This window comes from Achromobacter aegrifaciens (assembly GCF_902859965.1).
Lineage (GTDB): Bacteria > Pseudomonadota > Gammaproteobacteria > Burkholderiales > Burkholderiaceae_B > Achromobacter > Achromobacter aegrifaciens.
Genome location: NZ_CADIKO010000007.1, coordinates 95,245 through 114,229, shown reverse-complemented (window position 1 = coordinate 114,229; position 18,985 = coordinate 95,245). Strand labels below are relative to the sequence as shown.

General features: G+C 66.3%; 16 protein-coding genes. 11 read left to right on the top strand and 5 right to left on the bottom strand.

Going from position 1 to position 18,985, the window contains the following annotated elements; genetic code table 11:
* Nucleotides 1-83: 83 nt before the first annotated feature.
* Nucleotides 84-410 (bottom strand): thioredoxin TrxA, encoded by a 327-nt coding sequence (gene trxA, locus HV793_RS29870; RefSeq protein WP_006218534.1) that lies wholly within the window; start codon nucleotides 408-410, stop codon nucleotides 84-86.
* Nucleotides 411-736: 326 nt separating this feature from the next.
* Between trxA and HV793_RS29865 the strand changes: the two genes are divergently transcribed.
* The 5 genes from HV793_RS29865 (at nucleotide 737) to HV793_RS29845 (ending at nucleotide 7,617) form a co-directional block, all read left to right on the top strand.
* Nucleotides 737-2,698 (top strand): DNA topoisomerase IV subunit B, encoded by a 1,962-nt coding sequence (locus HV793_RS29865; protein ID WP_054458719.1) that lies wholly within the window; start codon nucleotides 737-739, stop codon nucleotides 2,696-2,698.
* A complete protein-coding gene (locus tag HV793_RS29860; RefSeq protein WP_054458717.1) occupies nucleotides 2,698-3,303 on the top strand; it encodes a YcxB family protein in 606 nt (201 codons plus the stop codon). Before HV793_RS29865 ends, HV793_RS29860 begins: the two co-directional genes overlap by 1 nt.
* A 35-nt stretch (nucleotides 3,304-3,338) precedes the next feature.
* Nucleotides 3,339-5,684: a DNA topoisomerase IV subunit A gene (gene parC, locus HV793_RS29855; RefSeq protein WP_175214396.1), complete on the top strand. Its 2,346-nt coding sequence runs from the start codon at nucleotides 3,339-3,341 to the stop codon at nucleotides 5,682-5,684.
* 113 nt (nucleotides 5,685-5,797) lie between these two features.
* A complete protein-coding gene (locus tag HV793_RS29850) occupies nucleotides 5,798-6,421 on the top strand; it encodes a TetR/AcrR family transcriptional regulator (protein ID WP_175214395.1) in 624 nt (207 codons plus the stop codon).
* Complete coding sequence (locus tag HV793_RS29845; RefSeq protein ID WP_175214394.1) at nucleotides 6,418-7,617, top strand: DUF418 domain-containing protein; 1,200 nt, start codon at nucleotides 6,418-6,420, stop codon at nucleotides 7,615-7,617. The genes HV793_RS29850 and HV793_RS29845 overlap by 4 nt, the downstream gene beginning before the upstream one ends.
* On the opposite strand, the gene HV793_RS29840 is transcribed toward HV793_RS29845, so the two are convergent.
* From HV793_RS29840 to HV793_RS29825, 4 genes are all read right to left on the bottom strand, one after another.
* Nucleotides 7,618-10,236: a TRAP transporter permease gene (locus tag HV793_RS29840; RefSeq protein ID WP_175214393.1), complete on the bottom strand. Its 2,619-nt coding sequence runs from the start codon at nucleotides 10,234-10,236 to the stop codon at nucleotides 7,618-7,620.
* A gap of 148 nt (nucleotides 10,237-10,384) precedes the next feature.
* A complete protein-coding gene (locus HV793_RS29835; protein ID WP_054458708.1) occupies nucleotides 10,385-11,389 on the bottom strand; it encodes a TAXI family TRAP transporter solute-binding subunit in 1,005 nt (334 codons plus the stop codon).
* A 156-nt stretch (nucleotides 11,390-11,545) separates the two neighbouring features.
* Nucleotides 11,546-12,886 (bottom strand): aspartate aminotransferase family protein, encoded by a 1,341-nt coding sequence (locus HV793_RS29830; RefSeq protein WP_175214392.1) that lies wholly within the window; start codon nucleotides 12,884-12,886, stop codon nucleotides 11,546-11,548.
* Nucleotides 12,887-12,934: 48 nt separating this feature from the next.
* On the bottom strand, nucleotides 12,935-13,864 hold the full coding sequence (locus HV793_RS29825; RefSeq protein ID WP_054458705.1) for a MurR/RpiR family transcriptional regulator: 930 nt from the start codon (nucleotides 13,862-13,864) through the stop codon (nucleotides 12,935-12,937).
* Between the two features lie 259 nt (nucleotides 13,865-14,123).
* On the opposite strand from HV793_RS29825, the gene HV793_RS29820 reads away from it, so the two are divergent.
* From HV793_RS29820 to HV793_RS29795, 6 genes are all read left to right on the top strand, one after another.
* The gene (locus tag HV793_RS29820; protein ID WP_054458703.1) at nucleotides 14,124-14,672 is read left to right on the top strand and encodes a MarR family winged helix-turn-helix transcriptional regulator; all 549 of its coding nucleotides are present in this window, start codon (nucleotides 14,124-14,126) and stop codon (nucleotides 14,670-14,672) included.
* Entirely contained in the window at nucleotides 14,669-15,229 is a 561-nt protein-coding gene (gene ectA, locus HV793_RS29815; RefSeq protein ID WP_054458701.1) for a diaminobutyrate acetyltransferase, read from the top strand. The genes HV793_RS29820 and ectA overlap by 4 nt, the downstream gene beginning before the upstream one ends.
* 123 nt (nucleotides 15,230-15,352) lie before the next feature.
* Nucleotides 15,353-16,660 carry a diaminobutyrate--2-oxoglutarate transaminase gene (gene ectB, locus HV793_RS29810; protein WP_175214391.1) on the top strand — a complete coding sequence of 436 codons (1,308 nt, stop codon included), beginning with the start codon at nucleotides 15,353-15,355 and terminating at the stop codon, nucleotides 16,658-16,660.
* Complete coding sequence (locus HV793_RS29805) at nucleotides 16,657-17,061, top strand: ectoine synthase (RefSeq protein ID WP_006387829.1); 405 nt, start codon at nucleotides 16,657-16,659, stop codon at nucleotides 17,059-17,061. Before ectB ends, HV793_RS29805 begins: the two co-directional genes overlap by 4 nt.
* A gap of 17 nt (nucleotides 17,062-17,078) precedes the next feature.
* On the top strand, nucleotides 17,079-18,005 hold the full coding sequence (thpD, locus tag HV793_RS29800) for an ectoine hydroxylase (protein WP_054458697.1): 927 nt from the start codon (nucleotides 17,079-17,081) through the stop codon (nucleotides 18,003-18,005).
* A gap of 96 nt (nucleotides 18,006-18,101) precedes the next feature.
* The gene (locus HV793_RS29795) at nucleotides 18,102-18,974 is read left to right on the top strand and encodes an MOSC domain-containing protein (RefSeq protein WP_054458695.1); all 873 of its coding nucleotides are present in this window, start codon (nucleotides 18,102-18,104) and stop codon (nucleotides 18,972-18,974) included.
* The last annotated feature ends 11 nt before the right edge of the window (nucleotides 18,975-18,985 follow it).

The window sequence follows — 18,985 nt, the reverse complement described above, 5'->3', positions numbered from 1 at the left end:
TCTGGCGGCGCGCCACGGACGGGCACACGCGGTATTGAATGAGCGCCGCCCCGAGGGCGGCGCCTTCGTTCACGGCACGCGGCTTACAGCGCGCCGTCCAGGAATGCGGTCAGTTGCGACTTCGACAGCGCGCCAACTTTGGTGGCGGCGGCTTGGCCGTCTTTAAAGAGCATAAGGGTGGGAATGCCGCGGATGCCGTACTTGGTGGCGGTGCCCTGGTTTTCATCGACGTTCAGCTTGGCGATCGTCAGGCGGCCAGCGTACTCCGTGGCGACTTCTTCCAGGATCGGGGCAATCATCTTGCAGGGGCCGCACCAGGCAGCCCAGTAGTCCACCAGCACCGGCTGGCCGGATTTCAACACATCGGCATCGAAGCTGGCGTCACTGACGTTCTTGATTTGGTCGCTCATGATGGTGATTCTCGGTTCGGCAGCAAAAGGCGCGTAAAAAGGGACGCGCCCCGCCGTTGTTCTTGTTTGTGGATGGACTCAAGCATACCACTGTCAATATCAACAGGCATACCACTGTTAATAACAACAGGAGTTGCTGGATTTGTGTAGGATGTTGCGGCGCAGTTGTCGCGATCCGGGCGGTACCGACCCGATGCGCTGGCTGTGACTGTCACCATCCTACCGAATTCGGAGCTGGTCAGGTCGTGCTCATCCCACTGGGAGCCGCGCAGAATCTGGACTTATCCGTAAAATGTCGGTTTTTTTCCACAGATGTTGGGGATAACTTGGCCACTCCACGTTACACCGAGGCGTCCATTCGCGTCCTGAAGGGACTGGAGCCCGTGCGCCAGCGCCCGGGCATGTACACCCGAACCGAAAACCCCCTGCACGTCGTGCAGGAGGTCATTGATAACGCCGCAGACGAGGCATTGGCCGGATACGGCAAGCAGATCCAGGTCACGCTGCACGTCGACGGCAGCGTTTCCGTCGAGGACGACGGGCGCGGCATTCCCGTTGGCTTGCACCCTGAAGAGAACGCTCCCGTGGTGGAGCTGGTGTTCACGCGCCTGCACGCAGGCGGCAAGTTCGACAAGGCGGGCGGCGGCGCCTACGCCTTTTCCGGCGGCTTGCACGGCGTGGGCGTGTCCGTCACCAACGCCCTGGCCACGCGCCTGGAAGTGGTGGTGTGGCGCGATGGCGCCGTCAACCGCCTGGTCTTCAAGGGCGGCGACGTGGCCGAGCCCCTGGCGCCCTACGACCAGGGTGGCCGCAAGAAGTCCGGCACCCGCGTGCGCGTCTGGCCGGACGCCAAGTATTTCGACAGCCCCAACATTCCGCTGGGCGAGCTGACACACCTCCTGCGCAGCAAGGCCGTGCTGCTGCCGGGCGTCAAGGTTTCCCTGGTCAACGAGAAAACCGGCGACACCAAGACCTGGCAGTACCAGGACGGCCTGCGCGGCTATCTGTCCGAGGCGCTGGCCGGGGCGGAGCTGATGGTGCCGTTCTTCGAAGGCGAACAGTACGCCGGGGCCGACCACGAGAACTTCGCCGAAGGCGAGGGCGCCCAGTGGGTGGTGGCCTGGACCGAGGACGGCAACGCCGTGCGCGAGTCGTACGTGAACCTGATTCCGACGCCTGCCGGCGGCACCCATGAATCGGGCCTGCGCGAAGGCCTGTTCGGCGCGGTCAAGGGTTTCGCCGAGCTGCACAGCCTGCTGCCCAAGGGCGTCAAGCTGCTGCCGGAAGACGTGTTCGCCCGCGCCAGCTTCGTCTTGTCGGCCAAGGTGCTGGATCCGCAGTTCCAGGGCCAGATCAAGGAACGCCTGAACAGCCGCGACGCGGTGCGCCTGGTCGGCGGCTTCTCCAAGAGCGCGCTGGACCTGTGGCTGCACAGTAACGTCGAATACGGCAAGAAGCTGGCCGAACTGGCCATCCGCCAGGCCCAGGCGCGCCAGCGCTCGGCCCAGAAGGTCGAAAAGCGCAAGAGCTCGGGCGTGGCCGTGCTGCCGGGCAAGCTGACCGATTGCGAATCCAGCGACGCGACCCGCACCGAAGTCTTCCTGGTCGAGGGCGACTCCGCGGGCGGTTCGGCCAAGATGGGCCGCGACAAGGAATTCCAGGCCATCCTGCCGCTGCGCGGCAAAGTGCTCAATTCCTGGGAAGTGGATCGCGACCGGCTCTTCGCCAACAACGAAATCCATGACATTTCCGTCGCCATCGGCGTGGACCCGCACGGTCCCGGCGATACCCCGGACCTGTCGGGCCTGCGCTACGGCCGCATCTGCATCCTGTCCGACGCCGACGTCGACGGTTCGCACATCCAGGTGCTGTTGCTGACGCTGTTCTATAAGCACTTCCCCAAGCTGGTCGAAGCCGGCAACGTGTTCGTGGCCAAGCCGCCGCTGTTCCGGCTGGACGTGCCGGCGCAGGGCAAGCGTCCGGCGCGCAAGATCTACTGCCTGGATGAAGGCGAACTCGAGGCCGCGCAGGACAAGCTGCGCAAGGAAGGCGTGCGTGAAGGCGCCTGGGCCGTCAGCCGCTTCAAGGGCCTGGGCGAAATGAATCCCGAGCAACTCTGGGAAACCACCATGAATCCGGACACGCGCCGCCTCCTGCCCGTGGGCTATGGCGACCAGACGCCCGAAGACACCACCCGCATGTTCGACATGCTGATGGGCAAGGGCGAGTCCTCGCAGCGCCGCGCCTGGATCGAAGAGAAGGGCAATCTGGCGGAGCTGGACATCTGATGGCCGGGTCCGCGCCCGGCTCGGCCCGCATGGACGTCCAGATGACTGCCGACGACTACGCCGACTTCGCCGCTTACGTGTACAAGCGGCCGGAGCTGCGCCGCCGCCGCTACCGCTCCCATCTGCGTTTCGCGGTCCTGATGATCGTGGCCCTGCTGGCCTACCTGATCTGGCAGACCTGGGACGGCAATACGCCGAACTGGGGGCGGATCCTGCCCGTGTATTTCCAGGGCTTGGCGGTGGGCCTGGGCATTCTTGCGCTCCTGGCGCTGGCTTACGAGTACGTCCTGCCCTCGCTGGTCAGGATGAACACGCGCCGCATGCTGAAGCGTCAGCCCGACGAGCTTTTCCTGGGACGGCATCAGCTGGACTTCGGCCCCGACGGCATCACGGATACCACTGCCACCGCCTCCGGACGCATGGACTGGTCCGATGTGCGGCGGGTCGAGGAAACCCCACAGCATCTCTATGTCATTCTCGGCACCTTGCAAGGCGTGATCATCCCCAAGCGCGGGCAGGACGCCGCCACGTTGGATGCGGTGCGGACCCAGTTGCGCGCGCATGTCGCCGATACGCAGCTGATGTCGTCCGCGCAGGCGCTTTGACGCCGTTTCGATGAAATTGTCTACCTGAATACATCATGACCGACAGCAATCAACCCGGCTTGTTCGATTCCAATCCGCCCGGCGGCGATGGCGATGGCGGTGGCGATGGCGACGCCGCCATCACCCTGGCGCGCTACGCCGAGCAAGCCTATCTGGACTACGCGGTGTCCGTGGTGCGCGGCCGCGCCCTGCCGGACGTGGGCGACGGGCAGAAGCCCGTGCAGCGGCGCATTCTCTTCGCCATGCAGGCGATGGGGCTGGCCGCTGGCGCCAAGCCCGTCAAGTCCGCGCGCGTCGTGGGCGACGTGCTGGGCAAGTATCACCCGCACGGCGACCAGGCCGCCTATGACGCCATGGTGCGCATGGCGCAGGATTTCTCGCTGCGCTATCCGCTGATCGACGGCCAGGGCAACTTCGGTTCGCGCGACGGCGACAACGCCGCCGCCATGCGCTACACGGAAGCCCGCCTTACCCCCATCGCCAAGCTGCTGCTGGACGAGCTGGACGAAGGCACCGTGGACTTCGTGCCCAACTACGACGGCAGCCAGCAAGAGCCGCAGATGTTGCCGGCGCGCCTGCCCGTGATGCTGCTCAACGGCGCCTCGGGCATCGCGGTCGGCATGGCGACCGAGATCCCGCCGCACAACCTGCGCGAAGTGGCGCAGGCCTGCGTGGCGCTGCTGAAGCATCCGCAGATGCCGGACGCCGAGCTGCACGCCCTGATCCCGGGTCCGGATTTCGCGGGCGGCGGGCAGATCATCACGCCGGCCGAGGACATCGCCCAGATCTACGCGGGCGGCCGCGGTTCGCTCAAGGTGCGAGCGCGCTGGCAGTTCGAGGAAATGGCGCGCGGCCAATGGCAACTGGTGGTCACCGAGCTGCCGCCGGGCACCTCGGGCCAGAAGGTGCTGGAAGAGATCGAGGAAATCACCAACCCCAAGGTCAAGACCGGCAAGAAGAGCCTGACGCCCGAGCAGACGCAGGCCAAGGCGGTGATGCTGAACCTGCTGGACGCCGTGCGCGACGAGTCGGGCAAGGACGCCGCCGTGCGCCTGGTCTTCGAACCCAAGACCTCGCGCGTGGACCGCGACGAATTCGTCAACACGCTGCTGGCGCAGACCAGCATGGAAAGCAGCTCGTCCATCAACCTGGTGTGCATCGGCACCGATGGCAGGCCGCGCCAGAAGGGGCTGCGCGACATCCTGGTCGAGTGGCTGGCGTTCCGCACCAACACCGTGGTGCGCCGCACGCGCTTCCGCCTGGACAAGGTCATCGACCGCATCCACGTGCTGGAAGGCCGCATGGTCGTCTACCTGAACGTGGACGAAGTCATCCAGACGATCCGCGAATCCGACGAGCCGCGCGCCGCGCTGATGGAACGCTTCAAGCTGTCCGAACGCCAGGCCGAGGACATCCTGGAAATGCGCCTGCGCCAGTTGGCCCGCCTGGAAGGCTTCAAGATCGAGCAGGAACTGGCCGACAAGCGTGACGAACAGGTGCGCCTGCAGGAACTGCTGGACAATCCCGCTTCGCTCAAGCGCCTGCTGGTCAAGGAAATCGAGGCCGACGCCAAGCAATACGGCGACGACCGCCGCACGTTGATCGAGACCGCCGAACGCGCCGTGCTCGAAACCAAGGTGCTGGACGAGCCCGTCACCGTGATCGTGTCGCAGAAGGGTTGGCTGCGCGCCCGCCAGGGCCACGGCCACGATGCGTCGCAATTCGGCTTCAAGCAGGGCGACGATCTGTACGGCGCCTTCGAGTGCCGCACCACCGACACGCTGATCGCCATGGGCGACAACGGCCGCGTCTATTCGGTGCCGGTCGCCGGGCTGCCTTCGGCCCGCGGCGACGGCCAGCCGGTCACCACCATGATCGACCTGGGCAGCGGCACGCGTATCGTCCACACGATCGCGGCCGCGCCCGACAGCCGCTGGCTGCTGGCTACGCGCGGCGGCTACGGCTTTGCCGCCAAGCTGTCCGACATGGTCAGCCGCCAGCGCGCCGGCAAGCAGTTCATCACCCTGGAAGAGGGCGACGAACTGCTGCGTCCGGTGCCGCTGTTCGACGGCGCCAAGCAATTGGCGTTGCTGTCGCACAAGGGCAAGTTCCTGGTGTTCGGCCTGGACGAGGTCAAGACGCTGTCCGGCGGCGGCCGCGGCACCATCCTGATGGGGCTGGACGGGACCGACAAGCTGGACCAGACCGTGCCCATCGGCGCGGGCGGCCTGCGCGCGGCCGGCATCTACCGCAACAAGCACACCGAGGACATCCTGGCGGGCGACGCGCTGGCGCCGTACATCGGCAAGCGCGCCCGCAAGGGGCGGGCGCTGGATGTGCGGCCCAAGCAGCCGGTGGTGCTGTCGCCGGTGCTGGGCTAGGTTCCGGGCGGGCAGACAAGAGAATGGCGGGCTGCGGCCCGCCATTTTTTCGTCTGTTGACCGGCTGCGCGATCCCGGTATTTAATAGATAGATCATTCAGTCTATTAATAGCATGCGCAAGATCGACCCCATCAAGCAGCAGGAACGGCGCACCCAGATATTGGCCGCCGCAGCGGATTGCTTTGCAGAGCAGGGCTTCCATTCGACCTCGACGGCGCAGATCTGCGCCCGCGCCGGCATGAGCCCCGGCAACCTGTTCCACTACTACGGCAGCAAGGCGGAAATCATCGAAGCGATGATTGCGTCGGATACCGAGTCCGCGCGCGAACGCATGCGGCAAGCGTGCGCCGCGCCCGACGCGAGGCGGGCGTTGACGGATTGGGTCGCCGCGCAGTTGGCGCAGCATCAAGACCCGGCCTACGTCAGGCTGGGCATGGAGATCCTGGCCGAAGCCGTGCGCAACCCGCGCGTGCACGCGCTGGTGCTGGAGAACGAGGCGGCGCGCAAGGCCGGGTTGATGGCCTTGCTGGAAACGGTGTGGGCACAACGCACGCCGCCGCAGGCGGCAGCCGAGATGGCCGATACGCTGTTGTTGCTGCTGGACGGCGTCTACAGCCGGTCGGTGGTCGACCCCGCCTTTGGCGCGGCGGCCGGCAGCCGTCTCCTGGAACAGGCCTTGTCGCGGTGCCTGCCTGGCGACGCGCAACAAGGCGCAGCCGCAGGGGGGCAGGCATGAGCGCGGCGGCAACCCATGCGCGGCTTGAGCAGGTCGATGCGCTGCGCGGCTTCGCGCTCTTCGGCATCCTGGTGGTCAACATCGGCGTGTTCTCGTCGCCGTTCTATGGCGCCGGCGTGGCCGACCCGGCGTACTCGCAGCCCTTGGACCTGGCCGTGCGCTGGCTGATCGCGTGGCTGTTCGAGACCAAGTTCTACCTGCTGTTCTCTTTCCTGTTCGGGTACAGCTTCACCTTGCAGATGACCGCTGCCGAACGCAGCCAGGCGGCTTTTGCGCCGCGCTTCCTGCGCCGCTTGGCGGGCCTGGCTTTGCTGGGCCTGGCGCACGCGATGCTGTTCTACCAGGGCGACATACTGCTGACCTACGCATTGCTGGGCCTGGCGCTGCTGCTGTGCCGGCGGATGGAGCCGCGGCGGGCGCTGCGCATTTCGCTGTGGCTCATCGTGCTGACGGCCTCGTTGTGGGCCATTCTGGGCGCATTGAGCTATCTGGACCCGGTGTCGCCCGGGTACGAGGCGCAGTACCACGCGGACGCCCTGGCGGCGATCGACGCCTACCGGGGCAGCATAGGCACGACCATCGCGCAGCACTGGAAAGAGCTGACCGGGGGCGTGTGGTTCACGGTGCTGTTCGTGCAAGGGCCGTTCGCGTTCGCAATGTTCCTGGCGGGCTACGCGCTGGGCCGCCGTAACGCGCTGGCCGATCCCTGGCGTCAGCCGCGTGTGCTGTGGTTGCTGTGCGCGCTGGGCCTGGCGCCAGGCCTGGCCGGTTCTGCGGCCTACGCCTTCAGCACGCTGCCGTCAGCGGGGGCAGCCTGGGAACTGCCGGGCCTGGCGGTGGACCTGCTGACCGCGCCGTTGCTCAGCATGTCGTACGCGGCGGCCTTGCTGCTGGCCATGCGCACGCAGCCGGGGGCGCGGCTGGCGGGCTGGCTCGCGCCCGCCGGGCGGATGGCATTGAGCAACTACCTGATGCAATCCGTGGTCTGCGCCTTTCTTTTCACCGCTTGGGGCCTGCGCCTGTTCGGCTCGGTCTCGCCGCTGGCGACGTTCTGCATTGCCGTCGCGATATTCGCGGCGCAGTTGCCGCTGTCCGCCTGGTGGCTGCGGCGCCACGCCTACGGCCCGGTCGAGTGGTTCCTGCGCGCGCTCACCATCGGCGCCTGGCCGGCCTGGCGGCGCGCGCGGGCTGACTGATCAGACCGGCTTGGCGCGCAGCCGGCCGACGGGGGCGCCGCCGTCGCGCCGGCCCTGGCGCGCCCACATGCCTGCCAGCAGCAGCAACGCCGGCACATATACCCAGAAGTCGGACCAGCGCTGCGGGTTGGGCGCCTTCACTTCCAGCACGTCCCAGCCTTGTTCCCAGCCGGCGCGCTGGGCGCGGCTGCCGAAACGCACGCCGCCGATCTGCGTCTGGTCGCCCAGGCTCATCAGTGTCAGTCCGGCCTCGGCCAGGCGCTTGCGGCCTGCGTCCTGCCCGCCCGGGTTGTCGGTCAATTCGGGCAGGGCAACGGCCACCGTCTTGGTCAGTTCGTCGCCTTCCAGGTTGATGCCGCGCAGCACCACCGTCAGCCTTCCATTGTCGGGCAGCGCGCCCGCGATGGCCTGCATCTCGGAGGCCGGACGGCTTTCATGGCGCGGCGCGAAATGGTCCATGAACCAGTCCGGACGGAACAGCATGAACGTGACCAGCAGCAGCACGCCGACTTCGGCCAGCGTGCAGCGCACGCGGAACCAGCGCATGGTGGCGGCGGCGAAGGTCAGCGAGGCGATCGTGGCGCCCGTCACGACCAGCGCCAGTTCCCAACCGTAGGTGACGTCGATCAGCAGCAGCATGGGGTTGAACACGAACATGAACGGCAGGATGGCCGTGCGCGCCGCGTAGGTCACGCCCTGGATGCCGGTCTTGATCGGGTCCTCGCCCGAGATGGCGGCGGCCGCGAAGGTCGCCAGGCCGACGGGTGGGGTGATGTCGGCCATGATGCCGTAGTAGAAGACGAACATGTGCACCGCGATCAGCGGAATCACCAGGCCGCTCTGCGCGCCCAGCTCCACCACCACGGGCGCCATCAGCGTCGCCATCAGGATGTAGTTGGCCGTGGTCGGCATGCCCAGGCCCAGGATCAGGCACACCACCGCCGTGAAGATCAGCATCAGCAGCACGTTGCCCATGGACACCAGTTCGACGAAGGCCGTCATGCGCAGGCCCAGGCCGGTCAGGGTGATGGCGCCCACGATCAGTCCGGCGGTGCCGCAGGCGATGGCGATGCCTATCATGTTGCGGGCGCCGTCCTCCAGGCCGCCGATGGCGTCGCGCCAGCCGTGGCGCCAGGCCGCGGACACCGGCTGCTTGCGGAACCAGGCGATCAGCGGACGCTGCGTCACCATCTGGAACAGCATCGCCATCGCCGCCCAGAACGCCGACAGTCCGGCCGACAGCTCTTCCACGCTCAGGCACCAGACCAGGATGCCGATGGGAATCAGAAAGTAGAGCCCGGCGCGCACCGTGGGCCAGGGTTGCGGGCGCACGGGGTGGTTGATGTCGATGTCCTGCGGCAAGTCGGGGTGGCGCGCCGCCACGCGCAGCAGCCACAGATAGAGCACGGCCAGGATGGCCAGCAACACCCAGATGGCCGCGGCGCCTGCCACGGCCTGCACGCCCGTGCCTATCCAGTAGACCGCGCCCATCACCAGCAAGGTGCCGCTGATGCCCATGCCCCATCCGGCCAGCTTCTGCAGCGGCGTGCGCGCGGGACCCGAGGCCATCATGGGCTGGATGCCCAGTTTCAGGGCTTCCAGGTGGACGATGTAGAACAGCGCGATGTAGGAGATCGCGGCCGGCAGGATCGCGTGGCGGATGATGTCGGTGTAAGGAATGCCGACATACTCGATCATCAAAAAGGCGGCTGCGCCCATCACCGGCGGCATGATCTGGCCGTTGACGGACGAGGCGGTCTCGATGGCCCCGGCGCGCACGCCGCCGTATCCGGCCTTCTTCATCAGCGGAATCGTGAAGATGCCGCCCGTCACCACATTGGCCACCGACGACGCCGACACCAGGCCGTTGACGGCGGAGGACACCACCGCCACCTTGGCCGGCCCGCCGCGCAGGTGCCCCAGCAGCGCGAACGACACCTGCATCATGTAGTTGCCCGCGCCGCACTTGTCCAGCATCGAGCCCAGCAGCACGAAGATGAAGATGTACGACACCGATACGCCCAGCGCCACGCCATAGACGCCTTCCGTTGTCAGCCACATGTGCGACATCAGGCGTTCCAGCGACGCGCCGCGGTGCGCCAGCACGTCGGGCAACCAGGGACCGGCCAGCGCGTAGGCCACGAACACCAGGCCCAGCACGGTCATGGGCAGGCCGAGCGCGCGGCGCGTCACCTCCAGCAGCAGCGCCAGGCCAATCGCGGCAGTGGCCACGTCCATGGTGGTCGGCTGGCCGGGACGGCCCGCCAGCTCGTTGTAGAAGACGTACAGATAGCTGCCGCAGAAGCCCGCCATCAGCGCCAGCGCCCAGTCGTACCAGGGCATGCGGTCGCGCGCCGAGCGCTTGCTGGCGGGGTAGGCCAGATAGCCCAGGAACATGGCGATGCCCAGGTGCAGGGCGCGCGCCTCGGTGTCGTTGAAGATGCCCCAATTCAGGGAGAACGGCAGCGGCGACGCGTACCAGAGCTGGAAGAGGGACCAGATCAGCGCGCCCGCCGCCAAGGTGGCGCCCGCCAGGCCGCGCACATTGCGGCCTCCGCGGTCGGCGTCGGCGACCAGCTGTTCCAGGTCCGGGGCCGGCGTATGCGGCTCTTTATTCATGAAATTCCCCTACGTGTCATGGCGCGCGCCGGCGGCGCGGCGCGCGTTGAGCCCCCGCGCTTGCTGTGCGCAGGGGACGGCAGCCTGCGTGGCGGGATTAGACCCGGCCACACATGCGTGCCGTTTCAGCGGCCCTTGGGCCTGGGCCTCAGAGCAGGCCCTTTTCCTTGAAGTACTTCTCGGCGCCCGGATGCAGCGGCGCCGACAGTCCGTTCTTCACCATGTCCGCCGCCTTCAGGTTGGCAAACGCGGGGTGCAGCTTCTTGAAGTCGTCGAAGTTGTCGAACACCGCCTTGACCACGGTGTAGACCGTCGCCTCGGGCACGTCGGCAGAAGTGACGAAGGTAGCGGTCACGCCGTAAGTCTTGGTTTCCGTCGGGTTGTTCGGATACAGCCCGGCCGGAATCGAGGCGTGGGCGTAGTACGGGTACTTCTCGACCAGCTTGTCCACGGCGGGACCGGTCAGCGACACGAGCTTGGCGCCGCAGCTGGTGGTGGGGTCCTGGATGTTGGCCGAGGGGTGGCCCACGCCATAGAAGAAGCCGTCGATCTTGCCGTCGCACAGCGCGGAACCGTGCTCGTCGGGACGCAGTTCGGACGCCAGCGAGAAGTCCTTCAGCGTCCAGCCCATGGTGCTCAGCAACTCCTCCATCGAGGCGCGCGTGCCCGAGCCGGGGTTGCCGACGTTGAAGCGCTTGCCCTTGAGGTCTTCGAAGCTCTTGATGTTCGCTTCCTTGCGCGTCACGACGGTGAAGGGCTCGGGGTGGATGGAGAACACCGAGCGCAGCTTGGTGTACGGTCCGGCCTGCTTGAACTGGCCTTCGCCCTTGTAGGCGTTGAAGCCGACGTCGGATTGCACCACGCCCAGGTCCAGCTCACCGGCCTTGATGGTGTTGGCGTTGAAGACCGAGCCGCCGGTCGATTCGACCGAGCAACGGATGCCGTGACTGGAACGATCCTTGTTGACCAGACGGCAGATGGCGCCGCCGGCGGCATAGTAGACGCCGGTGACGCCGCCCGTGCCGATACTGACGAACTTCTGTTGGGCGGCGGCGGGCGCCGGCGCCGTGGACAGCAATGCCGTGGCAAGGCCCGCGGCTGCGAGCGTCCAGGCGTTGCGATGGCCCAAGGGGTGTTTGACGGACGTGGTCATGCAAACTCCTTTTGGGGTTTTTCCCCGTGATATTGCCGGTCTTGGCCGGCGGTTGGTGCGCCCCGCGAGCCGCGGAGCACCCTGTGCGTATCATCACGAGCCCGCGCCAGGCGGGCGGCACGGCGCAATCGCTTGCGCCGCGCTTGCAGCAGGCGGCTAGGCGCGCGCCTGCGCGATGGCGGCGTCGATGGCGCCGCTCAGACGTTCGGTCAACTGGTCCAGTTCATCGTCGGAGATGATGAAGGGCGGGGCGAGCAGCACGTGGTCGCCGTGGCGGCCGTCGATGGTGCCGCCCATCGGGTAGACCATCAAACCGAGCGCCATGGCTTCGCGCTTGATGCGCGCGTGCAGCGACAGCGCGGGGTCGAAGGTCTGCTTGCTGGCGCGGTCCTGCACCAGCTCGATGCCCATGAAGAGGCCGCGGCCGCGGATGTCGCCGACGTGCGGATGCGCGCCCAGCGCGCTCTCCAGCCGCTGGCGCAAGCCTGCGCCCTGCGCTTGCACGCGCGCCAGCAGGCCGTCGCGCCGGATCACCTCCTGCACGGCGAGCGACGCGGCGCAGGCAATCGCATGGCCCAGATAGGTGTGGCCATGCTGGAAGAAGCCGCTGCCTTGCTGCATGGCATCCACGATGCGCTGCTGCACCATCACCGCGCCGATCGGCTGATAGCCGCCGCCCAGGCCCTTGGCGATGGTGATCAGGTCAGGCGTGACGCCTTCCTGTTCCACTGCGTACAGCGTGCCGGTGCGGCCCATGCCGCACATGACCTCGTCGGCGATCAGCAGCACGCCGTGACGGTCGCAGACTTCGCGGACGCGGCGGAAATAACCCGGCACAGCCGTGACGGCGCCGGCGGTGGCGCCGACCACGGGTTCGGCCACGAAAGCCATCACCGTATCCGGACCCAGGCGCTCGAAGGTCTGTTCCAGTTCCTGCGCCAGACGTTCGCCGTATTGCTCGGGGCTTTCGTCCTCGCGCTGGTCGCGGTAGGCGTAGCAGGGCGACACGTGCTCGACCTCGATCAACAGCGGCGCGAACTGCGCGCGGCGCCAGGCATTGCCGCCCACCGCCAGCGCGCCCAGCGTGTTGCCGTGATAGCTCTGGCGCCGCGCGACGATGTGGCGGCGTTCCGGCTGGCCGATTTCCACGAAGTACTGCCGCGCCATTTTCAGCGCGGCTTCGACCGCTTCCGAGCCGCCCGAGACGAAGTAGGCATGGGAAATGCCCGGCGGCGCATCGGCCACCAGGCGCTCGGCCAATTGCTCCGCGACCTTGGTCGTGAAAAAGCTGGTGTGGGCATAGGCCAGCGCGTCGATCTGCGCATGCATGGCGGCCTGGATATCGGGGTGGTTGTGTCCCAGGCAGGAGACCGCCGCGCCGCCCGAACCATCGAGGTAGGAGCGGCCGGCGCTGTCGTAGACCCACACGCCCTGGCCGCGGACCGCGACGGGAGGCGTCTGGCGCAATGAACGATGCATGACATGGGTGTGGCTCATGGGGCAATTCCGCAATGCAGGAGGTTGAAGGCGAATCCGGACGGGATGTCAGGCGGGGCGGCGCGGCGGCGCGCTCCAGTAAACGTTGTCGTTGAGCAGGCGCTGTTCCACTTCGGTCAGCCGGTTCAGCACCTCCTCGCCGCCGCGCGCGGTCAGGCGGGCGATCAGGTGCTCCGCCAGGCCCAGCAGGCCGGCGGTGGTGTGAAAGAACGACCCGGGCCCCTGGCGCGCCGGGCGGGCCCGCACGCCTTCGCGGTCAGGAGGCGCGAAGCGCAGGGTGTGGCGGGCGTCGACCGCCAGCGGCGACAAGGGGTCATCGGTCAGCGCGATCAGCGCCACGCCGCGCTGCGCGGCCTGGCGGGCCAGTTGCACGGTGGCGGTGGGATAGGGCGCCTGCGAGATCACGATCAGCGCGTCGCCGGGTCCCAGGTTGTCGGCTTGCTCGGCGGGCGCGCCGCCCAGGCCGTCTATGAGCACGCTGTTGCGCCGCACCAGCTGGTAGGCGTAGCGCATCTGGAAGGCAATGCCGAAGGCTGAGCGCGTGCCCAGGAAGCCGACCTGCCTGGCTTCCAGCAGGGTCTGCACCGCGGCGTCGAAGGCGGAGGGCGGGTTCAGCGCGCAGACGGAGCTCATGGCCCGAACCTGATAGTCGGTGAGCACGTCGTGCCCGGGCGCCGCGGGTTCGCCCGCCGCGGCCTGCAGCGCGGCAGCGCGCTCGCGCAGTCCCGGCGCGGCCTGCCCTGCCAGGGCCTGCTGGAAGGGCTGACGGAAATCCTCGTAGCTGGAAAAGCCGACGGCCCGCGCCAGCCGCAGCATGGTTGCCGGCGCCACGCCCAGGGTCTGGGCCTGGCGCCGCATGGACCACAGGCCGACCTCGGCGGGGTGCGCCACGACCCAATGCGCCGCCCGCTGCAGTTCCGGCGGCAGTTGTTCCAGTTTTTCCTGGAGGGTCAGGAGGAGGTCGGACGGCAAGGACATGTACGGCGGGAAGAGGCTGTAAAAAAACAGATGATAAATCTTGAATCAATAAAAAAACATATGTTTTTATAAGGGGTTCCACCTAGAGCGCCTGACGGTTCAGGCAAGCTCGCTCGCAGGTAAGTCCTTGAAATTCGCTGCCAATTCCCGCAAATCGGCGCTCATTTACTTACATCACGCAACGGGATTTTTGTTTGACGGGAATGAATCGTGCGCATATCATTTGTGTAGAAATGAATTTGACCGAACACGTTTTCCCATGACTGACACCGCGAAATCCGACCCTGCACAGCAATACGATTTGCGCATCTTGCGGGCCCTGCGCCGCATCACGCGTTCCATCGCCTTGCATTCGCGCCAGTTGTCCGCCGTCAGCCACATTACGGCGCCGCAACTGATGTGCCTGCGCACCGTGATCGCCAACGGTCCGATGACGGCCACCGCGATCAGCCGCGAAATGCACGTCAGTCCCAGCACCGTGGTCGGGATCCTGGATCGCCTGGAAGACAAGGGCTTGATCCGCCGCGAACGCGGCCGCGAAGACCGTCGCATCGTATTCGTCACGGCCACGGACGCGGGCCGCGAACTGGCGCAAGGCGCGCCGTCGCCGCTGCAAAAGCATCTGGCCGACGCGCTCAATGCCTTGCCCGAACTGGAACAGGCCACCATCACGCTGTCCCTGGAGCGCATCGTGGCGCTCATGGAGCAGGACGGCCAGGCCGCCGTCGACACGCATGGCGACGTGTCTTCGCCCATCCTTGAAGTGCCCACGGGCGGGGCACCCCCTGAATCGGGAATCGTTGCATGAAGAAAACCGAACTGGATACCCCAACCCTCTCAAGTGCCGTGGCGCCGGCGGTCAGCGCGCAGACCCATACCATGCGTCTGCCCGACCGCAAAGACGGCGCCGCCATCCACCGCCTCATTTCCGAGTGCCCGCCGCTCGACCTGAATTCCCTCTACGCGTACCTGCTCCTCGCTGAGCATTTCCGCGACACCTGCGTCCTGGCCGAAAGCGCCGGCGGACGCATCGACGGTTTTATCTCCGCATACGTGATCCCGGACCGGCCCGACACCTTGTTTGTCTGGCAGGTCGCGGTGCACACCCGCGCACGCGGCCATCGACTGGGCCGCGCCATGCTCCGCGAGCTCTTGCGCCGCAAGGGTCTCGAGCATGTCCGCTATCTCGAAACCACGGTGGGGCCTGACAACCAGGCATCGCGCCGCAGCTTTGCCGGCTTGGCCAGCGAACTCGGCGCCCACGTCTCCGAGCAGCCGTTCTTCGACCGGCAGCTTTTCGGCGGCGCGGACCATGACGACGAGATGTTGTTGAGGATAGGTCCGTTCGCCTTGCCAGCCCCCTAGGGGCGGCGCAAGCCCAGCGGTCTTATCGAATTACCGGGATGGTTGGCCGATCCGGATGCGCAAGCGCACCCGGAAGGGTTCTGGCCGTCCGTCCACTCATGAGATGAAAAGGGAGGATTAATCATGGACTTGAAGATCTTTGACCGGATGGAGTCGGAGGTACGGGGCTACATCCGGTCGTTCCCCGTGATATTCAGCCAGGCCAGGGGCTCGACCCTGATCGATGAGGACGGCACCGAATACATCGATTTCTTCAGCGGCGCCGGCACGCTGAACTATGGCCACAACAATCCTGTTCTCAAGGAAAAGCTGCTGGAGTACGTCCAGTCGGACGGCGTGGTGCATGGCCTGGACATGGCCACCAGCGCGAAGAAGCGTTTCCTGGAGACGGTGGACCGCGTGCTGCTCAAGCCGCGGAACTGGCAATACACCTTGCAGTTCACCGGTCCCACCGGCACCAACGCGGTTGAAGCTGCGCTGAAGATCGCGCGCCAGGTCAAGGGACGTCCCAACGTCATCTCTTTCACCCATGGTTTCCATGGCGTGAGCGGCGGCTCGTTGGCGGTGACGGCCAATATGAAGTTCCGCGACGCGTCCGGCTATGCGCTGGGCAACACCACCTTCATGCCCTACGACGGATACTTCGGTCCGGACGTGGACACCATGGCCTATCTTGAACGCATGCTGGAAGATCCCAGCAGCGGCATGGACAAGCCGGCGGCCGTCATCGTGGAAACGGTGCAGGGCGAAGGCGGCGTCAACGTGGCGACGCTGCGCTGGCTGAAGGAACTGGAAAAGCTGTGCAAGCGCCACGACATGCTGCTGATCGTGGACGACATCCAGGTTGGCTGCGGGCGCACCGGCACGTTCTTCAGCTTCGAGTCCGCGGGTATCCGCCCCGACATCATTACCCTGTCGAAATCGCTGTCGGGCTTCGGCCTGCCGATGTCGCTGGTGCTGATGAAGCCCGAGCTGGACATCTGGAAACCCGGCGCCCATAGCGGCACCTTCCGCGGCAACAACCTGGCCTTCGTCACGGCCGCGCAGGCGCTGGAAACCTATTGGGCCAACACCGCCTTCGCCACCGAAATCCAGCGCAAGGAGCGCCAGGTGCGCGACTGGCTGGAGAACCTGGTTCACAGCTATCCCAACGCCGGCCTGTCGGTGCGCGGCCGCGGCCTGATCCAGGGCCTGGTGTGCAACGCCACGCCCGCGCTGGCCAACCGCATCGCGCAGAACGCCTTCAAGAAAGGCGTCGTGATCGAGACCTCGGGCGCGCACGATGAAGTGCTCAAGCTGCTGCCCGCGCTGACCATCGAGGAAGAGCTGCTCAGCAAGGGCCTGGACGTGATCGAAGCCAGTGTCGCGGAAGCGCTCGCCGAAGAAGGGCAGTCCGCCCGCATCCTGAAATTTGGAGGAAAACGTCAATGATCGTACGCAATGTCAAAGATGTGATCGGCACCGCCGACGAAGTCCGCACCGACACCTGGGTCAGCCGCCGCGTGCTGCTCAAGAAGGACGGCATGGGTTTCTCCTTTCACGAGACCACCATCTTTCCGGGCGGCCGCACCCACATCCACTACAAGAACCATCTTGAAGCGGTGTGGTGCATCGAAGGCGACGGTTCCATCGAGACCATCGCCGACGGCAAGAAGTACGAACTGGGACCCGGCGTGGTCTACGCCCTGAACGAACACGACGAGCACTGGCTGTGCGGCGGCAAGGAGCCGCTGCGCGTCATCTGCGTCTTCAACCCGCCGCTGACCGGCCAGGAAGTGCATGACAAAGAAGGCGTCTACGCCTTGCCTGAAGCCGAAGCCCAAGCGGCCTGAAACACAAGGAGGTTCGCATGATCTCACCTGCACAGGATCCGTACGCCTCCCGTACGGATCGAAGTTCCGCCATCATCGCCCGCCAGGACCCGGTGGTCTATGAAAACGGCCAGTACGCCAGCGCATTGAACGCCGGCCAGGTCGAGCAATACGAGCGCGACGGCTTCATCCTGCTGGAGAACCTGTTTTCCGAAGATGAAATCCGCGCGCTGTCCACCGAGGTCGAGCGCATGACGCGCGACCCCTCGATCGTGCGCCGCGAAGAGTCCATCACCGAGCCCGGCAGCAATGCGGTGCGCTCGATCTTCATGGTGCACGTGCTCAATCCCATCCTGTCGCGCCTGGTGCGCGATCCGCGCCTGGTCAATGTGGCGCGGCAGATCCTGGGGTCCGAGGTGTACATCCACCAGTCGCGCGCCAACATGAAGCCCGGTTTCAAGGGCAAGGAGTTCTACTGGCACTCCGACTTCGAAACCTGGCACGTCGAGGACGGCATGCCGGCGATGCGCGCGCTGAGCTGCTCGGTGCTGCTGACCGACAACAACGAGTGCAACGGCCCCTTGATGCTGGTGCCCGGATCGCATCGCCAGTTCATCTCGTGCGTGGGCGAGACGCCGAATGAACACTACAAGCAGTCGCTGAAGAAGCAGGAATACGGCGTGCCGGATCCGGTCAGCCTGCAGCTGCTGGTGGAGCAGGGCGGTATCCGCTCCATGACGGCCAAGGCCGGTTCGGTGGTGTTCTTCGACTGCAACACGATGCACGGCTCCAACAGCAACATCTCGCCGTGGCCGCGCGCCAACGTGTTCATGGTCTACAACAGCATGGAAAACACGCTGAACCCGCCCAAGTACGGCCTGACTCCGCGTCCCGAGCACATCGCGACGCGCAAGGGATTCAAGGCGGTCACCCCGCTGGATACCTTGAAGCTGGTGGGGGGCTGAGCCTCCTGTGAAAATGCCCAGGCGCTGCCTGGGCATTTTTTCTTCCGGGCGTCTGCTATTCTCTGCGCACTTCGCCCCATCGAGACTCCGCACGCCATGTCCGCCCGCATCCTCAGCCTGCACATCTACCCGGTCAAATCCTGCGCGGGCATTGCCCTGGACGAATCGCCCATCGACCGCGCTGGGCTGGCCCACGACCGCCGCTGGATGCTGGTCGGCGCCGATGGCCAGTTCATGACGCAGCGCCAATGGCCTGCGATGGCCCTGATCCGCACGGCGCTCACGGCCGACACGCTGCGCCTGTCAGCGCCGGGCATGTCCGATCTGGACGTTGCCCTGGACGGATCGGGACTGGAACAAGAGGCGCAGTCCGTGGCCGTGTGGAGCGATACCACGTCCGGCCGGCGCGAAAGCGCGGCGGCCGGGCAGTGGTTTTCCGACTTCCTGAAGACGCCGTGCCGTCTGTACAAGGTGGACGCGGCCGCGCAACGCAACGCCAAGCCGGACTGGGTGTCGCGCTGGGTGGACGCGCATCCAGACCTGGCCGAACCGTTCGCGGGCCAGCACTGCTTTGGCTTTGCTGACGGCTTCCCGCTGCTGGTGGCCAACCAGGCCTCGCTGGATGACCTGAACGCCCGCCTGCAGGCCAAGGGCGTGGCGCCGGTGCCGATGGACCGCTTCCGACCCAATATCGTGGTCCAGGGCGAATGGGAAGCCTTCGAGGAAGACCACACCGCCCTGATCGAAGCCGCGGGCGTGAAGATGGCTTTCGTCAAGCCTTGCACCCGTTGCTCGATTCCCGACATCGACCAGAACACCGCCCAGCAGTATGAAGAGCCTGGCCGCACACTGGCCGGCTACCGCAATCTGGAAATCGGCGTGGTGTTCGGCCAGAACGCCATCCTGGACGCGCCCGAGGGCGCGCGCCTGAAGGTCGGCGACGAGGTCGGGATCGAACTGGATTTCTGAATCCGGGGCCT